Origin of the sequence: Sinomicrobium soli (genome assembly GCF_003285545.1) — a bacterium.
Classification (GTDB): Bacteria; Bacteroidota; Bacteroidia; order Flavobacteriales; family Flavobacteriaceae; genus Sinomicrobium.
The window spans coordinates 1-17,718 of record NZ_QLNV01000005.1 but is presented as its reverse complement, the minus strand read 5'-3'; the positions used below and the strand labels follow the sequence as shown (position 1 = coordinate 17,718).

Sequence of the window (17,718 nt, the reverse complement as noted above, 5' to 3'; positions counted from 1 at the left end):
GAAACTATTTAATTCTTATCCTGTAATTTAGCCCAGCTATCCCGCAATCCCACCGTCTTATTGAATACCAACTTACCGGATCCGGAATCCTTATCCACACAAAAATATCCCAGTCGCTGGAACTGGTATTGCTCCCCTTCCACTACATTTTCCAGTGACGGTTCCAGGTAGCCGGTAGTAATTTCCAACGAATCAGGGTTGACGAATTCCATAAAATCCCTATCTTTATGTCCGTCCGGTTCCGGGTCGGTAAACAGCCTGTCATAGATACGGATCTCCGCTTCCACAGCGTGCTTTACAGACACCCAGTGCAGGGTTCCCTTTACCTTGCGCATACTCTCTTCGGTACCGCTTCCGCTCTTGCTGAGCGGATCGTAAGTGCAGCGGATCTCGGTAATATGGCCTCCGGCATCCTTAACCGCTTCCTCTGCCTTTATGATATAGGCATTCTTCAGTCGCACTTCACCTCCCAGTTTCAGGCGGAAAAATTTCCTGTTTGCCTCTTCCCGGAAATCCTCCCTTTCGATATAGATCTCCCGAGAAAAGGGAACTTTTCTCGATCCTGCCCCTGCATCTTCCGGGTTATTCTCCGCATCAAGCCATTCCTCCTCCCCTTCCGGGTAGTTGGTGATCACTACCTTTACCGGGTCCAGCACGCCCATTACCCTGGGGGCTTTCTTATTGAGATCTTCGCGGATACAGAATTCCAGCAGCGACACATCGATAAGATTTTCCCTTTTGGCTATACCAATAGTGCCGGTAAAATTGCGTATGGATTCCGGGGTATACCCTCTTCGCCTCAAACCGGAAATCGTAGGCATACGCGGATCATCCCAGCCGGAAACGACGCCTTCTTTGACCAGTTGCAGCAGTTTCCGTTTGCTCACCACGGTATGACTGAGGTTACGACGCGCAAATTCACGCTGCTTTGGCTTTACTCTTCCCGTTTCGTATACGTTATCGAGAAACCATTCGTACAATTCCCTGTGCATGGCAAATTCCAGGGTACAGAACGAATGGGACACCTGTTCTATATAATCACTTTCCCCGTGTGTCCAGTCGTACAGCGGATATATCGGCCATTCGTTACCGGTACGGTGATGGTGTTTGTGCATGATGCGGTACATCACCGGGTCGCGCATAAGCATATTGGAAGACGCCATATCTATTTTTGCCCGCAATACGTGAGTTCCCGATTCGAACTCTCCGGCTCTCATTCGTCTGAAAAGGTCGAGGTTCTCCGCTGCGGAACGGTCCCGGTACGGGCTCTCCTCTCCTGCCCTTACGGGCGTTCCCTTCTGTGCGGCAATCGCTTCGGAAGTCTGGCTGTCTACATAGGCCTTTCCCTTTTCTATAAGCACCACGGCCCAGTCGTACAACTGCTGAAAGTAATCGGAAGCATAACACTCCCGGTCCCATCTAAAGCCCAGCCATTCGACATCCTTTTTAATGGCATCCACATATTCCTGTTCTTCCTTCTCCGGGTTGGTATCGTCGAACCTCAGGTTTACGGGAGCCTTGTAATCCAGTCCCAGTCCGAAATTCAGGCAGATGGAACTGGCATGCCCGATATGAAGATAACCGTTAGGCTCCGGCGGAAAGCGGAACCTCAGCTTGTCTTTCGGGAATCCTTCCCCAAGATCTTCTTCGATAATATGCTCTATAAAATTTAACGATCTTTCTTTTTCCGACATAACAGTTGCATTTCTTTTGCGCACCGGGTGCAATTTAAAATATACGGACCCCCGGCCTTCAGACTGCAAAAATACGTCAACGATTTGAATTCACGGCTTCATACTCCCTATAAAATATATAAGGCAGTTCCCGTATAACCGCCATCAGAACATAAGATCCCTTCACATCATCCGAGGGGCATATTGACACATTATACTTTGTCTTTGCCCGTAATAGCCTTACTTTTGCATCGTGGTACCACACAGCACCGCCATAAACATCAATTGACACCATAAAACCATGGGAATCATAAAACTTACGAACATTCGTGTATACGCCTATCACGGATGCCTGGTGGAAGAAGGGAAAATAGGCAGTGATTACCGGGTAGACGTATCGGTCACGGCCAACCTGCAGCCTTCTGCCACCTCAGACCACCTGAAGGACACTGTAGATTACGTACTTGTAAACCAAATTGTTAAAGAAGAAATGGCCATCCGTTCCAAGCTTCTCGAACAAGTGTGCAAGCGTATAATAAAACGCATTTTTAACGAAATAGACATCGCCGAGGAAGCTTCGGTAGAAGTCTCCAAGATCAATCCGCCCATAGGGGGCAACGTGGAAATGGTAACCATAGCCATGACCCTGCATCGCAGTGATTACAGTGACCCCACCCAATTATAGCCTATCAGGGAGAAGGGAAAACTGGTTATTGGGTTAATTTAGTTTATTAGTTTTTAGTTATAAGTGTCATTCAGAACGCAGTGAAGAATCTCCGGCCAAGCCCAAAGGATCTTTAACAGCATAATGGCAAAAAGGAGATTCCTCCTCTCGTCGGAATGACAAAGCGCTACAGTTGGAATGACAACTCCCGACTCCGGATGAGACCGAAAAGAATTCGACCCTATTATTTTATCCGATTTAAAAAATAAATTAGTAGATTTGCCGTCCGGTACAAGGCACCGTGGCCGAGTGGCTAGGCAGAGGTCTGCAAAACCTTGTACAGCGGTTCGAATCCGCTCGGTGCCTCAAAAAGACGTCTCATGGTAGTATCCTGAGGCGTTTTTTGTTTCACACACAACTACTTATTCCTGATATCCTCGATAGCTTCCTTGATCTTTTCCTTTTCACCGGGAAACAATCCCTGTATAACCAGTGCTATACCGAAAACCATCAGCACGATGCTTATCACCCTCTTTATCCTGTAGATACGCCAGGCCGTAAGTTTGCCTTTTAACTGTTTGGCCAGGACGATCTTGATAAAATCTATGACCAGGTAAGTGATAATAATAGTAGCAAAAAAGGTAATGATCCGCCTGGGTTCCATATCCAGTTTGGGTCCGAAAACAATGATAATCCCCAGCCAGAAGCCGAGGACGCCTATATTGATAAAATTAAGCAGGAACCCTTTCATGTACAGTGCTGCATAATTTTTCCGGTAAATGGTAAAATCATCGAGATTATGTGCGCTTCTGCGATATTCCCGCCGTATCTTTAGAAAGGAAATAATACCGTAACACAGCAGCAGTACCCCCCCGAAAATAAACAGTGCGGGATCGTCCTTGAGTTTTTCCAGGATCTGGTTGGTACTGAAATACGCGATAAGGATAAAAACAATATCACTGGTAATCACTCCCAAGTCGAACGCAATGCCGGCCCTTATTCCCTTGATGGCACTGGTTTCCAACAGTACGAAAAACACGGGCCCTATGGTAAAAGCCAGTAAAATACCCCACGGAATGGCAGCGAGAATATCCTGCATTACGTTACTTTGATTATTCCTCTATGATTTTTCCTCCCAGAAATGTTTGTTTGTCCAGTACTTTCGGATTACCGTAAACCTTAACCGTTCCCCCGGCTTTCACTTTTACTTCTGCGTATTCCGAGGCATTGATACCGGCATTGCCCCCGGCATTGAGGTTTATGGTAGTCTGTTCGGTTTCCAGGGTACTTCCGTTAAACGTTCCCCCGGTATTGATCCTGACTTCCTGGTTTTTGGCTTTTCCCTTCACGGTAAGGATGCCACCTGTTACCGCTCTCGATTTCAGCTTGTCTGCCTCCACTGTAATATCTATTTCTCCCCCTTCCTGGGCCCTGAGCTCCAGGTCTATCTGTTTAAAGGGCTCAGGGGCACCTATAAAGGCATTTTCATTGACATCGAGAAGGCTCAGTTTCTGGTTGTAATGTATTTCGACAAATGTCTTATGCCCGTTGAATGATTTATCAAAATTCATACGTACCTTGAGGACCCCGTTGTTGTTCACAACGTTCACGGACTCTGCATCTTCCCCGGAGATCACCACCTTGTTCTCCCCCGAAGGAAAGAGTTGCGCCGAGATACCGTCGAATACCTTTACCTCATCAAATTTTCCGGTTTCCTTCGTAATGCCCTCCTGAGCAAAAGTGCAGGTACCGACCAACAGTACCACAACAAAAAACATGCGTTTCATAAACTCATTATTTTAATCTTAGGGTCCGGCGGGCCAAACCCTAACCCGTTACACACAAAAACAGTGTTCAATAACCATTCCAAATATACCGCTAATCTTCGGCTTTTCCCAGCAATTCGAAATCAAGATGGCGTTTTATCAGGTCGGTACTCTTAACTTTTACAATCACTTCATCGCCCAGCTGGTACATATTTTTGGTCACTTCTCCCACCAGGGCGTACTGTTTTTCGTCAAACACATAATAATCGTCTTTAATCTCACGGGTGCGGATCATGCCCTCGCATTTATTCTCGATAATCTCCACGTAAATACCCCATTCGGTAACCCCGGAAATAACCCCGACAAACTCTTCGTCCCTGTGTTCCTCCATAAACTTGATCTGCATGTATTTGACAGAATCCCTTTCGGCATTTACCGCAAGGCTTTCCATACCGGAAGAATGCTTACACTTTTCTTCGTAGGTTTCCTCTTTCGCCGATTCGCCACCGTCGAGGTAATGCTGTAACAGCCGGTGTACCATAACGTCGGGATACCGGCGTATGGGGGAGGTAAAATGTGTGTAATAGTCAAAAGCCAGTCCGTAATGCCCGATATTGTGCGTGGTGTATTCCGCCTTGCTCATACTGCGTATGGCCAGGGTATCGACCAGGTTCTGCTCCTTCTTGCCCTGAACATCCCCGAGAAGCTTGTTTAAAGAGCTTGTAATGGTCTTTTTGCTCTTCATGTCAAGGGAATATCCGAATCGGGAAATAATGCCCTGCAGCTGTATCAGTTTATCCTCATCCGGTTCGTCGTGCACCCGGTATACAAAAGTTTTCGGGGGTTTCATCTTTCCGATATACTCCGCTACCTTACGATTGGCCAGCAGCATGAACTCCTCGATAAGTTTATTGGCATCTTTGGCCTCCTTGAAAAAGACCCCGGTGGGCTCGTTCTCTTCGTTGAGGAAGAACTTTACCTCTACCTTATCGAACGAAATAGCACCGTGTCCCATCCGTTTTACCCTCATCACTTTCGCCATCTCATCCAGTTTCAGAATGGCATCGGCCACCTCCTGCTCCACCTGGTAAGCCTTACCGGTAAGCGATGCCTCTTCCGGCACCCGGTTGTCCCCGCTTTCGATAATGGCCTGGGCCTCTTCATAGGCAAACCGCCTGTCGGAATAGGTCACGGTACGCCCGAACCATTTGTCGAGCACCTCTCCCTTTCCGTTCATTTCAAAAACTGCCGAAAAGGTATATTTTTCTTCGTTGGGCCGCAGCGAGCAGGCATTGTTCGACAGTATTTCGGGCAGCATGGGCACTACCCGGTCTACCAGGTACACCGAAGTAGCCCGGTTATACGCTTCTTCGTCGAGAATGCTTCCCGGCCTGACGTAATGCGATACGTCCGCAATGTGTATCCCCACCTCAAAATTCCCGTTATCCAGCACGCGGAAAGACAGGGCATCGTCGAAGTCCTTTGCATCTGCCGGGTCTATGGTAAAGGTAAGTATGTCACGCATATCGCGGCGTTTCTTTATCTCATCGGGAGTAATGGAAGTATCCAGCTGATCGGCATAGTGCTCCACCTCTTCCGGAAAAGCGTAAGGCAGGCCGTATTCGGCCAGGATGGCGTGCATTTCGGTATTGTGCTCCCCGGGTTTTCCGAAAACCTTTTGTATGCTTCCGTAAGGAGAATCGGCCTTTTCCGGCCAGTCTTCGATGTCCACCAGCACTTTGTCGCCATGTTCGGCACCGTTTATCTTGCTTTTGGGTACAAAAATATCGGTATACATCCGGAAATCGGAAGGTATTACAAAAGCGAAATTTTTCTGCATCTGCACGACTCCCACAAAAGCAGTCTTTTTCCTGGAAATGATCCTGGTGATCTCCCCTTCGAGTTTCTTTCCGTTCCGCCGTCGTCCGGGAAAAACATACACCTCCACTTCGTCGCCATGCAAGGCTTTTCCGAGCAGGTTAGACGGTACAAAAACATCCTGTTCCAGTCCTTCACACACCACATAGGCATTTCCCCGGCCCGTAACATCCACAATTCCCGTAAAATAATTGAGCGACGGGATAGCCTGGTATCTTCCGCGTTCTACTTCCTTAACGGATTTCTTTTCCCTGAGCTCTACCAGTTTCTTTATGAGAAGATTTCGTCCGCCCGCATCGGTAATCCCCAGTCTTGAAGCTATTTGTTTATAGTTGAATGATTGTTCGGGACTCTTTTCGAGTACTGAAAATATTCCCTTGGTAATTTCATTTTTTTTGTGCTTCTCAGCACGTTTTTTCTTTCTTGACATATAATCGTTTCTATTTAATTCGAAAAGTACAAATAATAATCGAAGTAACACTGTGGAAGTGCACAAGTTAAAATTTAATTAAACCCAGCTGTAACAATCTGTCCTTCTTTACGTCTGTTTAATAAGAGCTTGCTTAAACTAATTCCAAATGAAAAAGGCATATCACATCACCATAGTATTTTTCTTCATATTCATTGCAGGGATAGTATCATTTACCACTTACATAGACTGTGCCCTGGAGAAGAAAGAGCACAACAGGGAAGAACAAACTGCAACGGGATCCCCACTGCATATCTCCTTTTATTCGTAGCAAATATCCGTCAATTTTTCTATTTTTATACGAACTTAACCAAGAATTAACTTCATGGAAGAATTCGTAACCGTTGCGACCTTTACGTACCCCTATGAATACGCGGTGCTTCGCCTTGTCCTGGAAGACGCAGAAATTCCTCATGTCTTCGAGAACGAGACCATGGTAAATGTGACGCCTTTCTACTCCAACGCCCTGGGCGGAATACGCCTGAAGGTGCACCGTGAAGATGCCGAAGCCGTACTCGAGATCCTCAGGGAGTTCGACGATAAGGGTACCTCGATGCGGATCGTTTGAGAAATATTTATTTTCTTTTCAGTGCGAAATAATTAACAACAGTTAACATTATCATTATAAATTCTTTTTTAAAAAAATATTTTTTGATGTGTTATTATAGGCTGTTGATTTGTAGCGTAAAATTTCCGGGAAAAGCTTGACTTCCCCTCTTATTAAAAAATATACCGGGTAATTAACAGCTTTTACCGGAGATAACCCTTTCATTTTTATGTGTAACCGGAAAGTAATTAACAGTTGTCAACAACAGTGAATAACGGTATTTTTTTGATAAATAAGACTGTTGACAGTTGTTGATAACCGGGTTTTGTATCTTGATAACCGGCCGGGAAATTTTAAAAGAATCCGCTTGCTTTCTTCAGATAAAAAAGCATATTGCAATATCTTCCGATATATGCAAATTATTTTGTGAGATTATAATCCATAAATATCAACACCTACTGTTAAGATATAATTAATTCAGTATTAAATCATTATAAAATCAAATTAACAAGGCTGTTTATAGCAGTTCAAAAGCCTTATTTAGTACCTTTGCATAGCTATTATATAAACGTATACGCCATGAAAATATCCATAGGTAACGACCATGCGGGCACTGTATATAAATTTGCAGTAAAGGAGTTTCTCGAAGAGATGGGGATTGCGGTAACCAATCACGGTACGGATGCGGAGAGCAGCGTGGATTATCCCGATTTTATCCACCCGGTGGCTGACGATGTGGAAAAGGGAGATGCCGATCTGGGGATTATTATCTGCGGAAGCGGTAACGGGGCTGCGATAACCGCCAACAAGCACCAGGGAGTTCGCGCGGCACTGTGCTGGACCAGGGAAATAACCCAGCTGGCCCGGGAGCACAACAATGCCAATGTACTGAGTATCCCTGCGCGTTTTGTTTCCCTGCCGCAGGCGCTGGATATGGTAAAGACCTTTCTCAATACGAGGTTTGAAGGCGGAAGGCACCAGAATCGTGTAGACAAGATCCCGACGGGCTGTTCATAACTCCGGCTTATGCTTTCGGTTTCGGTAAAATCATTTGACGAACTCAGCCTGCGGGAATTATACGATATACTCCGGTTGCGGTCGGAGGTATTTGTGGTGGAACAGGACTGTGTATACCAGGATATCGACGGTAGGGATTCCGGGGCCCTGCACCTTATCGGGAAAAAGGGTGATGAGGTGGTGGCCTATACCCGTATTTTTAGACCGGGAATGTATTTTGAAGAGGCAAGCATAGGGCGTGTGGTGGTAAAAGGCAACTACAGGCAGTACGGCTACGGGCATGATATTATAAAGGCTTCCATAACTGCAATTGCAAATCATTTTTCTGAAAAAAGGATACGGATATCGGCCCAGGAATACCTGGTCCGGTTTTATGAAAAACACGGTTTTGAACAGGAGGGCGAAGGGTACCTGGAAGACGGTATACCCCATATTGCAATGATACGGGTACCACAGGCAAAGCATGACTTTTAGGCAAAGACCGTATAATTACAGTTCCAGCCTGCCGTAAAATCCCATTTGCCGGACTATCCAGTCTATCCTGTCCCCGATATAGTCCGAAGGGGGATTGGCCATGAGTTCCGTAGGATTGGGCAATATGGCGGCCATGGCCGCGGCCTGTGGTTTGCTGAGGTTTTCGGCAGGGACATTGAACCAGAACACGGCAGCTTCTTCGGCCCCGTAAATGCCATCGCCCATTTCTATGGAATTGAGGTATACTTCCAGGATGCGTTCCTTGCTCCAGAACAATTCTATCAGGAAGGTAAAGTAGGTTTCCAGGCCCTTTCGCAGCCAGGTCCTGCCGGGCCACAGGAATACGTTTTTGGCGGTTTGCTGGCTTATGGTACTGCCACCGCGGATATGGTTTCCTTTCAAATTGTTTTTGTAGGCTTTTTCTATGGCCTCGAAGTCAAAACCGTTGTGGCTGGTGAAATTCTGGTCTTCGCTGCAAATTACGGCCAGTTGCATGTTCCGGGATATTTTTTCCATGGGCACCCATTGGTGTTTCATCACCACGGTCTTCCCTTCCAGCTGTTGTTCCGCACTCCGTATAAGCATGAGGGGCGTCATATAGACCGGGCACCATTTGTACAGCAATACCAGGAAAACAGAGAGCACGACAAACCAGAAAATACATTTAGTGATAAATCGTATTGCTTTTTTCAGCATATCATTTATAAATTACCTAATCTGCAAGCGCTGCGAGTTCCCGGCCTGTCCAGGTACCGATGGAGATCCCTATACCGCCGAGCCTTACCCCGCAACAGACATTGTCCGACAGTTTTTTTACGATGGGTATTTTCTGCTTCCCCATTCCCATAATCCCGCTCCACCGCTGTTCCGTTTCATAAGGGACCCCGGGAAGAATCACGGTTTTCAACAGGTATTCAAGGCGATCCTGTATGAGCGGGGTCTCCCCGAATTCCACAGTGGTTTCTCCCGGAATGTCCAGGTTCCTTCCGCCTCCGAAGAGTATCCTGTTCCCTACATTCCGGAAATAGTAATATCCTTCGTCCAGGTGAAAAATACCCTTGATCCGGAGATGGTGTACGGGTTTGGTAATAAGTACCTGTGCCCGGGCGGGCACGACGTCCTCCCGTATCAGCTTTGAAGAGAAACCGTTGGTGGCCACGAACAGTTTTTGTGTGCGGAGACCGAAGCGTGAGGTTTTTACAAAAACCCCGCTTCCGGTATCTTCAAACTCCTTTACTTCGATGCCCTGCAGTATACGAATGTCCTTTACGGCACATTTTTTAAGCAGGGCCTGTATCATTTTACCGGTGTTTATCTGCCCTTCGAGCGGGGTATAAATATATTTTTCCCGCACCTGTCCGAACCCGAATATATTGTCTCTCACCGAAAATACTTCCCGGTTGAAAACGGGGTACAACAGTTTGTTGATCCGGCTGATGTTGTCGAGGCATTTTTCATACAGCCCGTGGCGGTCATCTTTCGTAAACAGTTCCTGTCCGCCGTACTGGTGGTATTCCATAGTGTCGTCACCGACATTCTCCCGGAGCATTTGCAGCCCTTTCCAGCGTTTTTCGACGAGGGTTACCATCTCGTCTTCCGAACTGTGGTTCAGGTCGTCCAGGAGCTCCGAAATACTTCCGAAACAGGCAAACCCGGCATTTTTGGTACTGGCCCCCTCGGGGAGTATCCCTTTTTCCAGGATAAGTATTCCGGACTCCGGGTATTTTTCCCGGAGTGCCAGGGCGCAGTTGAGCCCGGTGATGCCACTGCCGATTATGGTAAAGTCGGTATCGGATATCCATTCCGATTTTTCCCAGTATGAGAGTTCCATATCGATCGGGTATTCAAAATGTATATACGGGGCCGTATTTTAATCGTTGAGCTTCAGTACGGCCATAAATGCCTGCTGGGGTATTTCCACATTACCTACCTGGCGCATGCGTTTTTTACCTTTTTTCTGTTTTTCGAGCAGTTTCCGCTTCCGGGAGATGTCTCCCCCGTAACACTTGGCAGTAACATCCTTACGCAAAGCCTTAATGGTTTCGCGGGAAATGATCTTTGCCCCTATGGCGGCCTGTATCGGGATGTCGAATTGCTGACGCGGAATGAGTTCCTTGAGTTTTTCGCACATTTTTTTACCGATGTTATACGCATTGTCGGCGTGAATGAGTGCGGAAAGTGCGTCTACAGACTGTCCGTTGAGCAGGATATCCACTTTTACCAGTTTGGAGGTGCGCATTCCTATAGGCGAATAGTCGAAGGAAGCGTAACCTTTTGAAACGGTTTTCAGGCGGTCGTAAAAATCGAAAACGATCTCTGCCAGCGGAATATCGAAAGTGAGTTCCACCCGTTCGGGAGTGAGATAGGTCTGGTTGGTGATCTGGCCTCTTTTGTCGATACAAAGGCTCATAACCGGGCCTACGAAATCGGCCTTGGTAATAATGGTGGCCTTGATATAAGGTTCCTCTACCCGGTCCATTTTGGACGGGTCGGGCAGGTCGGAAGGATTGTTAACCACGATCGGGGTATCCTGTTCTTTTTTGCTGTAAGCGAGGTACGACACGTTGGGTACCGTAGTGATCACCGTCATATCGAATTCCCGTTCCAGGCGTTCCTGGATGATCTCCATATGGAGCATACCGAGAAAACCGCAGCGGAAACCGAATCCCAGTGCCGCGGAACTTTCGGGCGTAAATACCAGGGAAGCATCGTTGAGCTGCAGTTTTTCCATCGAAGCGCGCAGTTCCTCGTAATCTTCGGTGTCTACCGGGTAAATACCGGCAAAGACCATCGGTTTTACGTTCTCGAAACCGGCGATCATGTTTTTCGTAGGTGTTTTGGCATCGGTGATGGTATCCCCTACCTTCACTTCCCGGGCTTCCTTGATCCCGGAAATGAGGTAGCCTACATCTCCTGTTCTGATCACCTGTTTCGGATGTTGTGTCAGTTTGAGCGTACCGATCTCATCGGCATAGTATTCCTTGCCGGTCGCCATGAATTTTATTTTCTGGCCTTTGGTGATCTCCCCGTTTACCACCCTGAAGATCACTTCAATGCCCCTGAAAGGGTTGTATACCGAATCGAAGATCATGGCCTGCAGCGGTTCGTCCGTATTTCCTTTCGGCGGCGGTACCCTTTCTATAATGGCTTCCAGTATTTTGTCTACACCGAGCCCGGTTTTTCCGCTGGCCGGGATCACTTCTTCGGGGTCACAGCCCAGGAGGTCCACGATATCGTCGGTAACTTCTTCCGGATTGGCGCTGGGAAGGTCTATCTTATTCAGTACCGGAATGATCTCCAGGTCGTTTTCCAGCGCGAGATAGAGGTTGGATATGGTTTGTGCCTGTATGCTCTGTGCGGCATCCACGATGAGCAATGCCCCCTCGCAGGCCGCTATGGAACGGGATACTTCATACGAGAAATCCACGTGCCCGGGAGTGTCTATCAGGTTCAGGATATAGGTTTCGCCCTGGTGAACATATTCCATCTGTATGGCGTGCGACTTGATGGTAATCCCGCGCTCGCGCTCCAGGTCCATATTGTCGAGTAACTGGTCTTGCTTTTCCCGTTCGGTTACCGATCCGGTATAGTCCAGCAGCCTGTCGGCCAGGGTACTTTTCCCGTGGTCTATATGGGCAATAATGCAAAAATTCCGGATGTGCTTCATAGCAAACATTATAGGTCGCTGATTATCCGGAATAGCGCCCGGTTTTCAGGACAGGTTTAATTTGCAAATATAATTTTATTTTCGGGGATTCCGGATTTATATTAGTTGTTAGTTCTTAGTTCGTAGTACCTGCAACCCGGTGGCTTCGATACACCCGTAGCTGCGCTCGGGCACTCAGCCACCGGCCTAACCGGTAACCCCCCAGGACAAATATCATTTGACTTTACCCGGCGTGCGGTTTTCCTTTCCTTCGATCCCGAGGAGGTTGTCCCCGAGTTCCTGTCTTTTGGCATTGGCCAGGTCCACCATTTTCTCCACGATTTCCGGATGATTTTCCGCTACATTACGGGTTTCCGAAGAATCGGCGGCCAGGTCGTACAGTTCCATGTCTTTGAGGTCTACCTGTCTGTACGCTCCGGGCTGCCCTCCCCTGCCCGGCTCCTGCCCTTCCATGCTTCGGTAGCGATGAGGAAAGTACAGTTTCCAGTCGTTGTAGCGCACCGCGTGCAGTTCGTTGACCTTGTAATAAAAATAATAGGCTTCGTGCGGATTTTCATCTGTTTTCCCCGTGAGGATGTCCCATACGTTTTTCCCGTCGATCTTGTGTTCGGGCAGCCTGGCGCCTGTTACGGATGCAATGGTAGGAAAAAGGTCGATCGCCATGACCGGGGTGCCTATGGTCCTGTTTTCCGGTAATCTGCCCGGGAACCTGGCGATAAAAGGCTCGCGCTGTCCGCCTTCCCAGGAAGTCCCCTTTCCTTCGCGAAACGGGTATGCCGAACCGGCGTGGTCGCCGTAAGAGAGCCACGGGCCGTTGTCGGAAGTAAAGATGACGAGGGTGTTTTGATCCAGTTGCTGTTCTTCGAGCGCACGGAGTATTTCGCCTACCGACCAGTCTATTTCCATGATGACATCGCCGTAGAGCCCTCTTTCCGATTTGCCGCGGAATTTATCCGAGACGAATAGCGGTACATGGGGTTGCGGATGTGCTACATAGAGAAAAAAGGGATTTTCCCTGTTTTTTCCGATAAAATCCACCGCTTTTTCCGTGATCTGCGTGGTGAGCATGGACTGCTCTTCAAGCGTATCGATCACCGTTTCGTTTTCGTATAACGGCAGCGGGTCGAAATCGAATACGGTGCCCTGTTGCGGATGATTGGGCCACATATCGTTGGAGAAGGGAATCCCGAAAAAGTCGTCAAATCCCTGGTTATTGGGCATAAAATCAGGATCGTCACCCAAGTGCCATTTGCCGTAAATGGCCGTGGTATAGCCATTGGATTTCAGCATATCGGCCAGTGTGGTTTCCTGCGGGTTCAGGCCTATGGGAGAATGCGGCATCAGGGCGTTGTGGATACCGATCCGGTTCGGATAGCACCCGGTGAGCAATGCTGCCCTGGATGCCGAACAAACGGGCTGTGCTGCATAAAACGAGGTGAGTTTTACTCCTTCCTTCGCCATCTGGTCGAGGTTGGGGGTTTTGATGTCCGGAGATCCGAAACAGCCGACATCCTCATACCCCTGGTCGTCGGTAAAGATGATGATCACGTTGGGCGGGGTATCGTTCCCCTTCGTTTTTTCTTTTTCTGTGCACGACAACAAGGTGAGGAAAACTACGGTGAAAAGCAGGACCTTTTTTAACATGATGTATTGAAATTTTGCATAGAGTAAAGAACAAATTAAGGATTTTTTTCAGAAAAACCGGGGGAATTTGGTTGTTAGTTTGTTAGTTCGGAGTTCTTAGTTTGTTAGTCACACGGAGGTCATATCCTGCTCCGGGCTTCGTGCTCCGTCAAGATTCATACATTCATAGAAGCATTCGCAAATTTTGCTTTATCTTTGCAGCGCGATAAACTAAAGTATTGTGGTTAAGATAGGTAACATGGAATTAGGGGCTTTTCCGCTTTTGCTGGCTCCTATGGAAGATGTGAGCGATCCTCCTTTCCGGGCGCTGTGCAAGGAGCAGGGGGCGGATGTGGTATATACCGAATTTATTTCCTCCGAAGGACTGATACGCGATGCGGCCAAGAGTGTACAGAAGCTGGATATTTATGAAAAGGAGCGTCCGGTAGGGATACAGATCTTCGGTGCGGAACTCGATTCCATGCTGCGGGCGGTGGATATCGTAGAGCAATCGAACCCGGATATTATCGATATCAATTTCGGCTGCCCGGTAAAAAAGGTAGTATGTAAGAATGCCGGCGCTGGTATTCTGCGCGATATACCCCTTATGGTAAAACTTACCGAAGCGATAGTAAAGCGTACCGGGCTCCCTGTAACGGTGAAGACCCGGCTGGGGTGGGATCGTGATTCGGTAAAGATCGTGGAAGTGGCGGAGCGGCTTCAGGATGTGGGCATAGAAGCCATATCCATACACGGAAGGACACGGGTACAGATGTATAAGGGAGAGGCAGACTGGAGGCCCATATCCGAGGTAAAGCACAATCCGAGGATGCGTATTCCCGTTTTTGGCAACGGCGATGTGGACAGCCCGGAAAAAGCGGTGGAAATGCGCGACAGGTTCGGGCTGGACGGTGCCATGATAGGCCGTGGCAGTATAGGATACCCGTGGTTTTTTAAGGAGGTAAAACACTTTTTTGAAACCGGTACGCATGCCGCGCCTCCGACCATGGAAGAAAGGGTGGAAGCTGCCCGGAGGCACCTGAACATGGCCATCGACTGGAAAGGCGAAAAACTGGGTGTATTCGAGACCCGGAGGCACTATACCAATTACTTCAAGGGAATTCCCCATTTTAAGGAATACCGCCAGAAAATGGTCACCTCCGATGATGCCGCCGATGTTTTTGCAGCCTTTGACGAGGTACTGGAAAAATTCGCGGATCACGAATTTGTATAGGGGAGAAGGGGATTACCAAAATCCTATTTATCCCTGTTCCCTGATCAGTTTTTCCGAAATACGCCCGGAAGCTATCCAGGAAGCGATAAGCCCCAGGACTATTATGGTACCGAATACGATAAAGGTATTAGGCAGGTGAATTTCTACCGGATAGGGCAGGGAGGGAGTAATAAGAAGCCATCCGAATACGATCTGTGAAAGGGTAAGCAATGCCCCCAGGGCAATGCCCATGACACCTCCTACCAGGGCTACCATAACCCCCTGTATAAAGAAAATACGCCGCAGTTGCTTCAGGGGGGCCCCCATGCTGAACAGGGTATTCAGGTTCTTTCGTTTGTCGAGGATCATCATGATAATAGCCCCTACCACGTTAAAAAGGGCGATGACCAATACCAGCGTAAAGATGAGGTATGTGGCCATGTTTTCGGTATTGAGCATACGGTAGAGGGCATCGTTCTGCTCGATACGGTCCTTGACCAGGACCTTTCCGTCAAAAATCCCGGACAACTGCGATTTGACCCGGGAAATGTCGGCGCCCGGAGTGAGCCTGATATTGATACCGGTAATTTCCTCCGGGTTTTTATGCAGCATTTTCTGTGCCAGTTCCAGGTCTGCGAATACGTATTTCCTGTCCAGGTCTTCGGTCACCGCATACGCCCCGGAAACCGTTACCGCCACTTCATTGTAGGGGGTAGATTGTGAAGTAATGCTTCCTTTTCCGGGTTTGGGTACCAGTAACCTCAAAGGGGACTGGTAGTCATTTAAAGCCAGCCCTAACAGGCTTGCCGTACCAATTCCCACCACCACTTCGTGGAGTTCGCGGTCGAACCAGTTGCCGTAATACAGGATGCTGTCTGTTTTCACTACCCGCGGATACAGCGTATCGATCCCCTTGATCAGGGCTACGTGGTTTTTCTGTTTATGGGCCAGCAGAACCTGCTCTTCGATTTCCCTGGAATACCAGACCACTTCGTCTATACCAGCCAGTTGTTCTTCTTCTTTGGCGGTAAAGGATATAAACTTGCCGCCATCGCTTGTAATTTTGAGGTCAGGGTCAAAAGCATTGCTGAAAGAAAGGGTAAAGGTCTTTAATCCGGAGAAAGCCGCCAGTACGATAAACAGCGCCGCCGCACCGATAACCACTACGAGAAAGGTGACCAGGTTAATGATATTGACCACATTCTGGCTGCTTTTGGATACCAGGTATCTCTTGGCTATGTATATCGGAAAGTACACTGTGTTATGCAACCGTATTTATGGATTTTTATTGTTGTCTACCGGGTGAAGTCAACATGTTTTATCAGGATTTTTTCCTTTTGTCCAGCATTCCCGGATTTTGAATGGGGTTTTCCGTTCCCTTCAGCGATTTTTCGATCTTGTCGATATATTCGAGGGAATCGTCTATAAAAAATTCCAGTTCCGGAACCCTTCTCAACTGGTTCCTGGTGCGCTGGGCCAGCTCGTGCTTGATAAGCGGGCCGTTGTTTTTTATGCCTTCTATCAGTTCGCTGCTCCTGGTATTCGGGAAAATGCTGAGGTATGCCCTGGCCATGGAGAGGTCTGTCGTTACCGATACCTTGGTCACGGAGATCAATACCCCCTGCATCCCGTTTTCGGTAGCAGCACGCTGCAGTATATCCGCCAGGTCGCGCTGAATGACCCCTGCTATTTTCTTTTGTCTGTTACTTTCCATACTGCAAAAATAGCAAATACAGTAACGCCGTGGCCAGGGATGGGGGATAAATCGCTATCATCCCGGTGGGATGCCCGGTAAAATTCTTTTGAAAATGAATCGTAAAGCCCGCAAAGAACGCTTTGAAATTGCACGGTACAGCACATTTTTGACAGCGGTTCCCGGGCATTTCGGATCGCTATGAATATATTTGCGTAAATTAGTGAAACATGAGAAAAATAGAACATATCGGCATTGCCGTGGCCAGTATAGAAGCGTCTAATATCGTGTATACCAAATTGCTGGGAGTGCCTCCCTACAAGACCGAAGAAGTAGGGAGCGAAGGTGTCAGAACCTCTTTTTTCCGGGTGGGCGAAAGCAAGATAGAACTTCTGGAAGCGACGAATACGGAAAGCCCCATTCACCGTTTTATCGAAAAAAGGGGAGAGGGCATACACCATATTGCCTTTGATGTGGAAGATATCGAAGCGGAGATCCGCAGGTTGCGGAAAGAAGGCTTTACGGTATTGAACGAGACCCCGAAACAGGGAGCCGATAACAAGAAGGTAGCTTTTCTGCATCCCAAGGATGCCAATGGAGTACTGATAGAGCTTTGCCAGGATATTTCAGGGCCCGGATCTGCCGGGAAAACGGCAAAAGAAGGCTGATATAAAAAACCGGAAAAGCTTGCAGCAAATCAAAATATGTAGTAATATTGCATCCGCAAAATGCGGGTCCTATAGCTCAGCTGGTTAGAGCACCTGACTCATAATCAGGGGGTCCATGGTTCGAGCCCATGTGGGACCACCTCAATAAATTGTAAAGCCTTAAAAATCAGAAAAGTATTTTTAAGGCTTTTTTGTTTGCTCTAATATATGCTCAAACTTCTTCGGAAACCCTTACGGTTATTGAGCTTATTGAACTTCATATTTTTTATCTCATCTACATAGTTTAACTTGTAGGCTTCCCTAAAAATAGGACAGTTTTAAATTCGAATTTACTAACTTTAAATTCAAACTGTCACAATGAAAAGC

At 47.7% G+C, this 17,718-nt stretch carries 17 protein-coding genes and 2 tRNA genes; 9 read left to right on the top strand and 10 right to left on the bottom strand.

Going from position 1 to position 17,718, the window contains the following annotated elements; genetic code table 11:
* Positions 1-8 precede the first annotated feature (8 nt).
* Entirely contained in the window at positions 9-1,694 is a 1,686-nt protein-coding gene (locus DN748_RS07570) for a glutamine--tRNA ligase/YqeY domain fusion protein (protein ID WP_112371188.1), read from the bottom strand.
* 280 nt (positions 1,695-1,974) lie between these two features.
* Between DN748_RS07570 and folB the strand changes: the two genes are divergently transcribed.
* Both folB and DN748_RS07560 read left to right on the top strand, forming a co-directional pair.
* Complete coding sequence (gene folB, locus DN748_RS07565; protein WP_112371187.1) at positions 1,975-2,358, top strand: dihydroneopterin aldolase; 384 nt, start codon at positions 1,975-1,977, stop codon at positions 2,356-2,358.
* Between the two features lie 274 nt (positions 2,359-2,632).
* A tRNA-Cys gene (locus DN748_RS07560) sits at positions 2,633-2,703 on the top strand.
* A 52-nt stretch (positions 2,704-2,755) separates the two neighbouring features.
* Here DN748_RS07560 and DN748_RS07555 read toward each other — a convergent pair.
* The 3 genes from DN748_RS07555 to rnr all read right to left on the bottom strand — a co-directional run bounded on the left by DN748_RS07555 (position 2,756) and on the right by rnr (position 6,411).
* Positions 2,756-3,436: a LysE family translocator gene (locus tag DN748_RS07555; protein WP_112371186.1), complete on the bottom strand. Its 681-nt coding sequence runs from the start codon at positions 3,434-3,436 to the stop codon at positions 2,756-2,758.
* 13 nt (positions 3,437-3,449) lie between these two features.
* Positions 3,450-4,124 (bottom strand): head GIN domain-containing protein, encoded by a 675-nt coding sequence (locus tag DN748_RS07550; RefSeq protein ID WP_112371185.1) that lies wholly within the window; start codon positions 4,122-4,124, stop codon positions 3,450-3,452.
* Between the two features lie 91 nt (positions 4,125-4,215).
* Entirely contained in the window at positions 4,216-6,411 is a 2,196-nt protein-coding gene (rnr, locus tag DN748_RS07545) for a ribonuclease R (RefSeq protein ID WP_112371184.1), read from the bottom strand.
* Positions 6,412-6,559: 148 nt separating this feature from the next.
* Here rnr and DN748_RS19070 point away from each other — a divergent pair, with 148 nt between their 5' ends.
* From DN748_RS19070 to DN748_RS07530, 4 genes are all read left to right on the top strand, one after another.
* Positions 6,560-6,721 carry a hypothetical protein gene (locus DN748_RS19070; RefSeq protein ID WP_161554499.1) on the top strand — a complete coding sequence of 54 codons (162 nt, stop codon included), beginning with the start codon at positions 6,560-6,562 and terminating at the stop codon, positions 6,719-6,721.
* A gap of 54 nt (positions 6,722-6,775) precedes the next feature.
* Positions 6,776-7,018, top strand: coding sequence for a putative signal transducing protein (locus tag DN748_RS07540; protein WP_112371183.1), 243 nt, complete (start codon positions 6,776-6,778; stop codon positions 7,016-7,018).
* A gap of 558 nt (positions 7,019-7,576) precedes the next feature.
* Positions 7,577-8,014, top strand: a complete 438-nt coding sequence (gene rpiB / locus DN748_RS07535; protein ID WP_112371182.1) for a ribose 5-phosphate isomerase B — start codon at positions 7,577-7,579, stop codon at positions 8,012-8,014.
* 9 nt (positions 8,015-8,023) lie between these two features.
* On the top strand, positions 8,024-8,488 hold the full coding sequence (locus tag DN748_RS07530; protein WP_112371181.1) for a GNAT family N-acetyltransferase: 465 nt from the start codon (positions 8,024-8,026) through the stop codon (positions 8,486-8,488).
* A gap of 15 nt (positions 8,489-8,503) precedes the next feature.
* On the opposite strand, the gene mtgA is transcribed toward DN748_RS07530, so the two are convergent.
* From mtgA to DN748_RS07510, 4 genes are all read right to left on the bottom strand, one after another.
* Positions 8,504-9,184: a monofunctional biosynthetic peptidoglycan transglycosylase gene (gene mtgA, locus DN748_RS07525; RefSeq protein WP_112371180.1), complete on the bottom strand. Its 681-nt coding sequence runs from the start codon at positions 9,182-9,184 to the stop codon at positions 8,504-8,506.
* A 16-nt stretch (positions 9,185-9,200) separates the two neighbouring features.
* Entirely contained in the window at positions 9,201-10,319 is a 1,119-nt protein-coding gene (locus DN748_RS07520; protein ID WP_112371179.1) for an NAD(P)/FAD-dependent oxidoreductase, read from the bottom strand.
* A 39-nt stretch (positions 10,320-10,358) separates the two neighbouring features.
* A complete protein-coding gene (gene lepA / locus DN748_RS07515; protein WP_112371417.1) occupies positions 10,359-12,155 on the bottom strand; it encodes a translation elongation factor 4 in 1,797 nt (598 codons plus the stop codon).
* A gap of 213 nt (positions 12,156-12,368) precedes the next feature.
* Complete coding sequence (locus DN748_RS07510) at positions 12,369-13,799, bottom strand: sulfatase family protein (RefSeq protein WP_112371178.1); 1,431 nt, start codon at positions 13,797-13,799, stop codon at positions 12,369-12,371.
* Positions 13,800-14,019: 220 nt separating this feature from the next.
* On the opposite strand from DN748_RS07510, the gene dusB reads away from it, so the two are divergent.
* Positions 14,020-15,012, top strand: a complete 993-nt coding sequence (dusB, locus tag DN748_RS07505) for a tRNA dihydrouridine synthase DusB (protein WP_112371177.1) — start codon at positions 14,020-14,022, stop codon at positions 15,010-15,012.
* Between the two features lie 27 nt (positions 15,013-15,039).
* Here the strand turns inward: dusB and DN748_RS07500 are convergent, their stop codons facing one another.
* Both DN748_RS07500 and rbfA read right to left on the bottom strand, forming a co-directional pair.
* Positions 15,040-16,248 carry an ABC transporter permease gene (locus DN748_RS07500; RefSeq protein ID WP_112371176.1) on the bottom strand — a complete coding sequence of 403 codons (1,209 nt, stop codon included), beginning with the start codon at positions 16,246-16,248 and terminating at the stop codon, positions 15,040-15,042.
* 64 nt (positions 16,249-16,312) lie between these two features.
* Positions 16,313-16,705 carry a 30S ribosome-binding factor RbfA gene (gene rbfA, locus DN748_RS07495; protein WP_112371175.1) on the bottom strand — a complete coding sequence of 131 codons (393 nt, stop codon included), beginning with the start codon at positions 16,703-16,705 and terminating at the stop codon, positions 16,313-16,315.
* Positions 16,706-16,914: 209 nt separating this feature from the next.
* Between rbfA and mce the strand changes: the two genes are divergently transcribed.
* Both mce and DN748_RS07485 read left to right on the top strand, forming a co-directional pair.
* Positions 16,915-17,352: a methylmalonyl-CoA epimerase gene (gene mce, locus DN748_RS07490; RefSeq protein WP_112371174.1), complete on the top strand. Its 438-nt coding sequence runs from the start codon at positions 16,915-16,917 to the stop codon at positions 17,350-17,352.
* A gap of 65 nt (positions 17,353-17,417) precedes the next feature.
* Positions 17,418-17,491 (top strand) — tRNA-Ile (locus tag DN748_RS07485).
* Positions 17,492-17,718: the final 227 nt, after the last annotated feature.

Coding starts and splice junctions, on each gene's coding strand:
- mtgA (WP_112371180.1), bottom strand. CDS start 9,184: ATGCTGAAAAAAGCAATACGATTTATCACTAAATGTATTTTCTGGTTT.
- rnr (WP_112371184.1), bottom strand. CDS start 6,411: ATGTCAAGAAAGAAAAAACGTGCTGAGAAGCACAAAAAAAATGAAATT.
- DN748_RS07530 (WP_112371181.1), top strand. CDS start 8,024: ATGCTTTCGGTTTCGGTAAAATCATTTGACGAACTCAGCCTGCGGGAA.
- DN748_RS07510 (WP_112371178.1), bottom strand. CDS start 13,799: ATGTTAAAAAAGGTCCTGCTTTTCACCGTAGTTTTCCTCACCTTGTTG.
- rpiB (WP_112371182.1), top strand. CDS start 7,577: ATGAAAATATCCATAGGTAACGACCATGCGGGCACTGTATATAAATTT.
- rbfA (WP_112371175.1), bottom strand. CDS start 16,705: ATGGAAAGTAACAGACAAAAGAAAATAGCAGGGGTCATTCAGCGCGAC.
- folB (WP_112371187.1), top strand. CDS start 1,975: ATGGGAATCATAAAACTTACGAACATTCGTGTATACGCCTATCACGGA.
- DN748_RS07570 (WP_112371188.1), bottom strand. CDS start 1,694: ATGTCGGAAAAAGAAAGATCGTTAAATTTTATAGAGCATATTATCGAA.
- DN748_RS07520 (WP_112371179.1), bottom strand. CDS start 10,319: ATGGAACTCTCATACTGGGAAAAATCGGAATGGATATCCGATACCGAC.
- DN748_RS19070 (WP_161554499.1), top strand. CDS start 6,560: ATGAAAAAGGCATATCACATCACCATAGTATTTTTCTTCATATTCATT.
- DN748_RS07540 (WP_112371183.1), top strand. CDS start 6,776: ATGGAAGAATTCGTAACCGTTGCGACCTTTACGTACCCCTATGAATAC.
- mce (WP_112371174.1), top strand. CDS start 16,915: ATGAGAAAAATAGAACATATCGGCATTGCCGTGGCCAGTATAGAAGCG.
- DN748_RS07550 (WP_112371185.1), bottom strand. CDS start 4,124: ATGAAACGCATGTTTTTTGTTGTGGTACTGTTGGTCGGTACCTGCACT.
- DN748_RS07555 (WP_112371186.1), bottom strand. CDS start 3,436: ATGCAGGATATTCTCGCTGCCATTCCGTGGGGTATTTTACTGGCTTTT.
- lepA (WP_112371417.1), bottom strand. CDS start 12,155: ATGAAGCACATCCGGAATTTTTGCATTATTGCCCATATAGACCACGGG.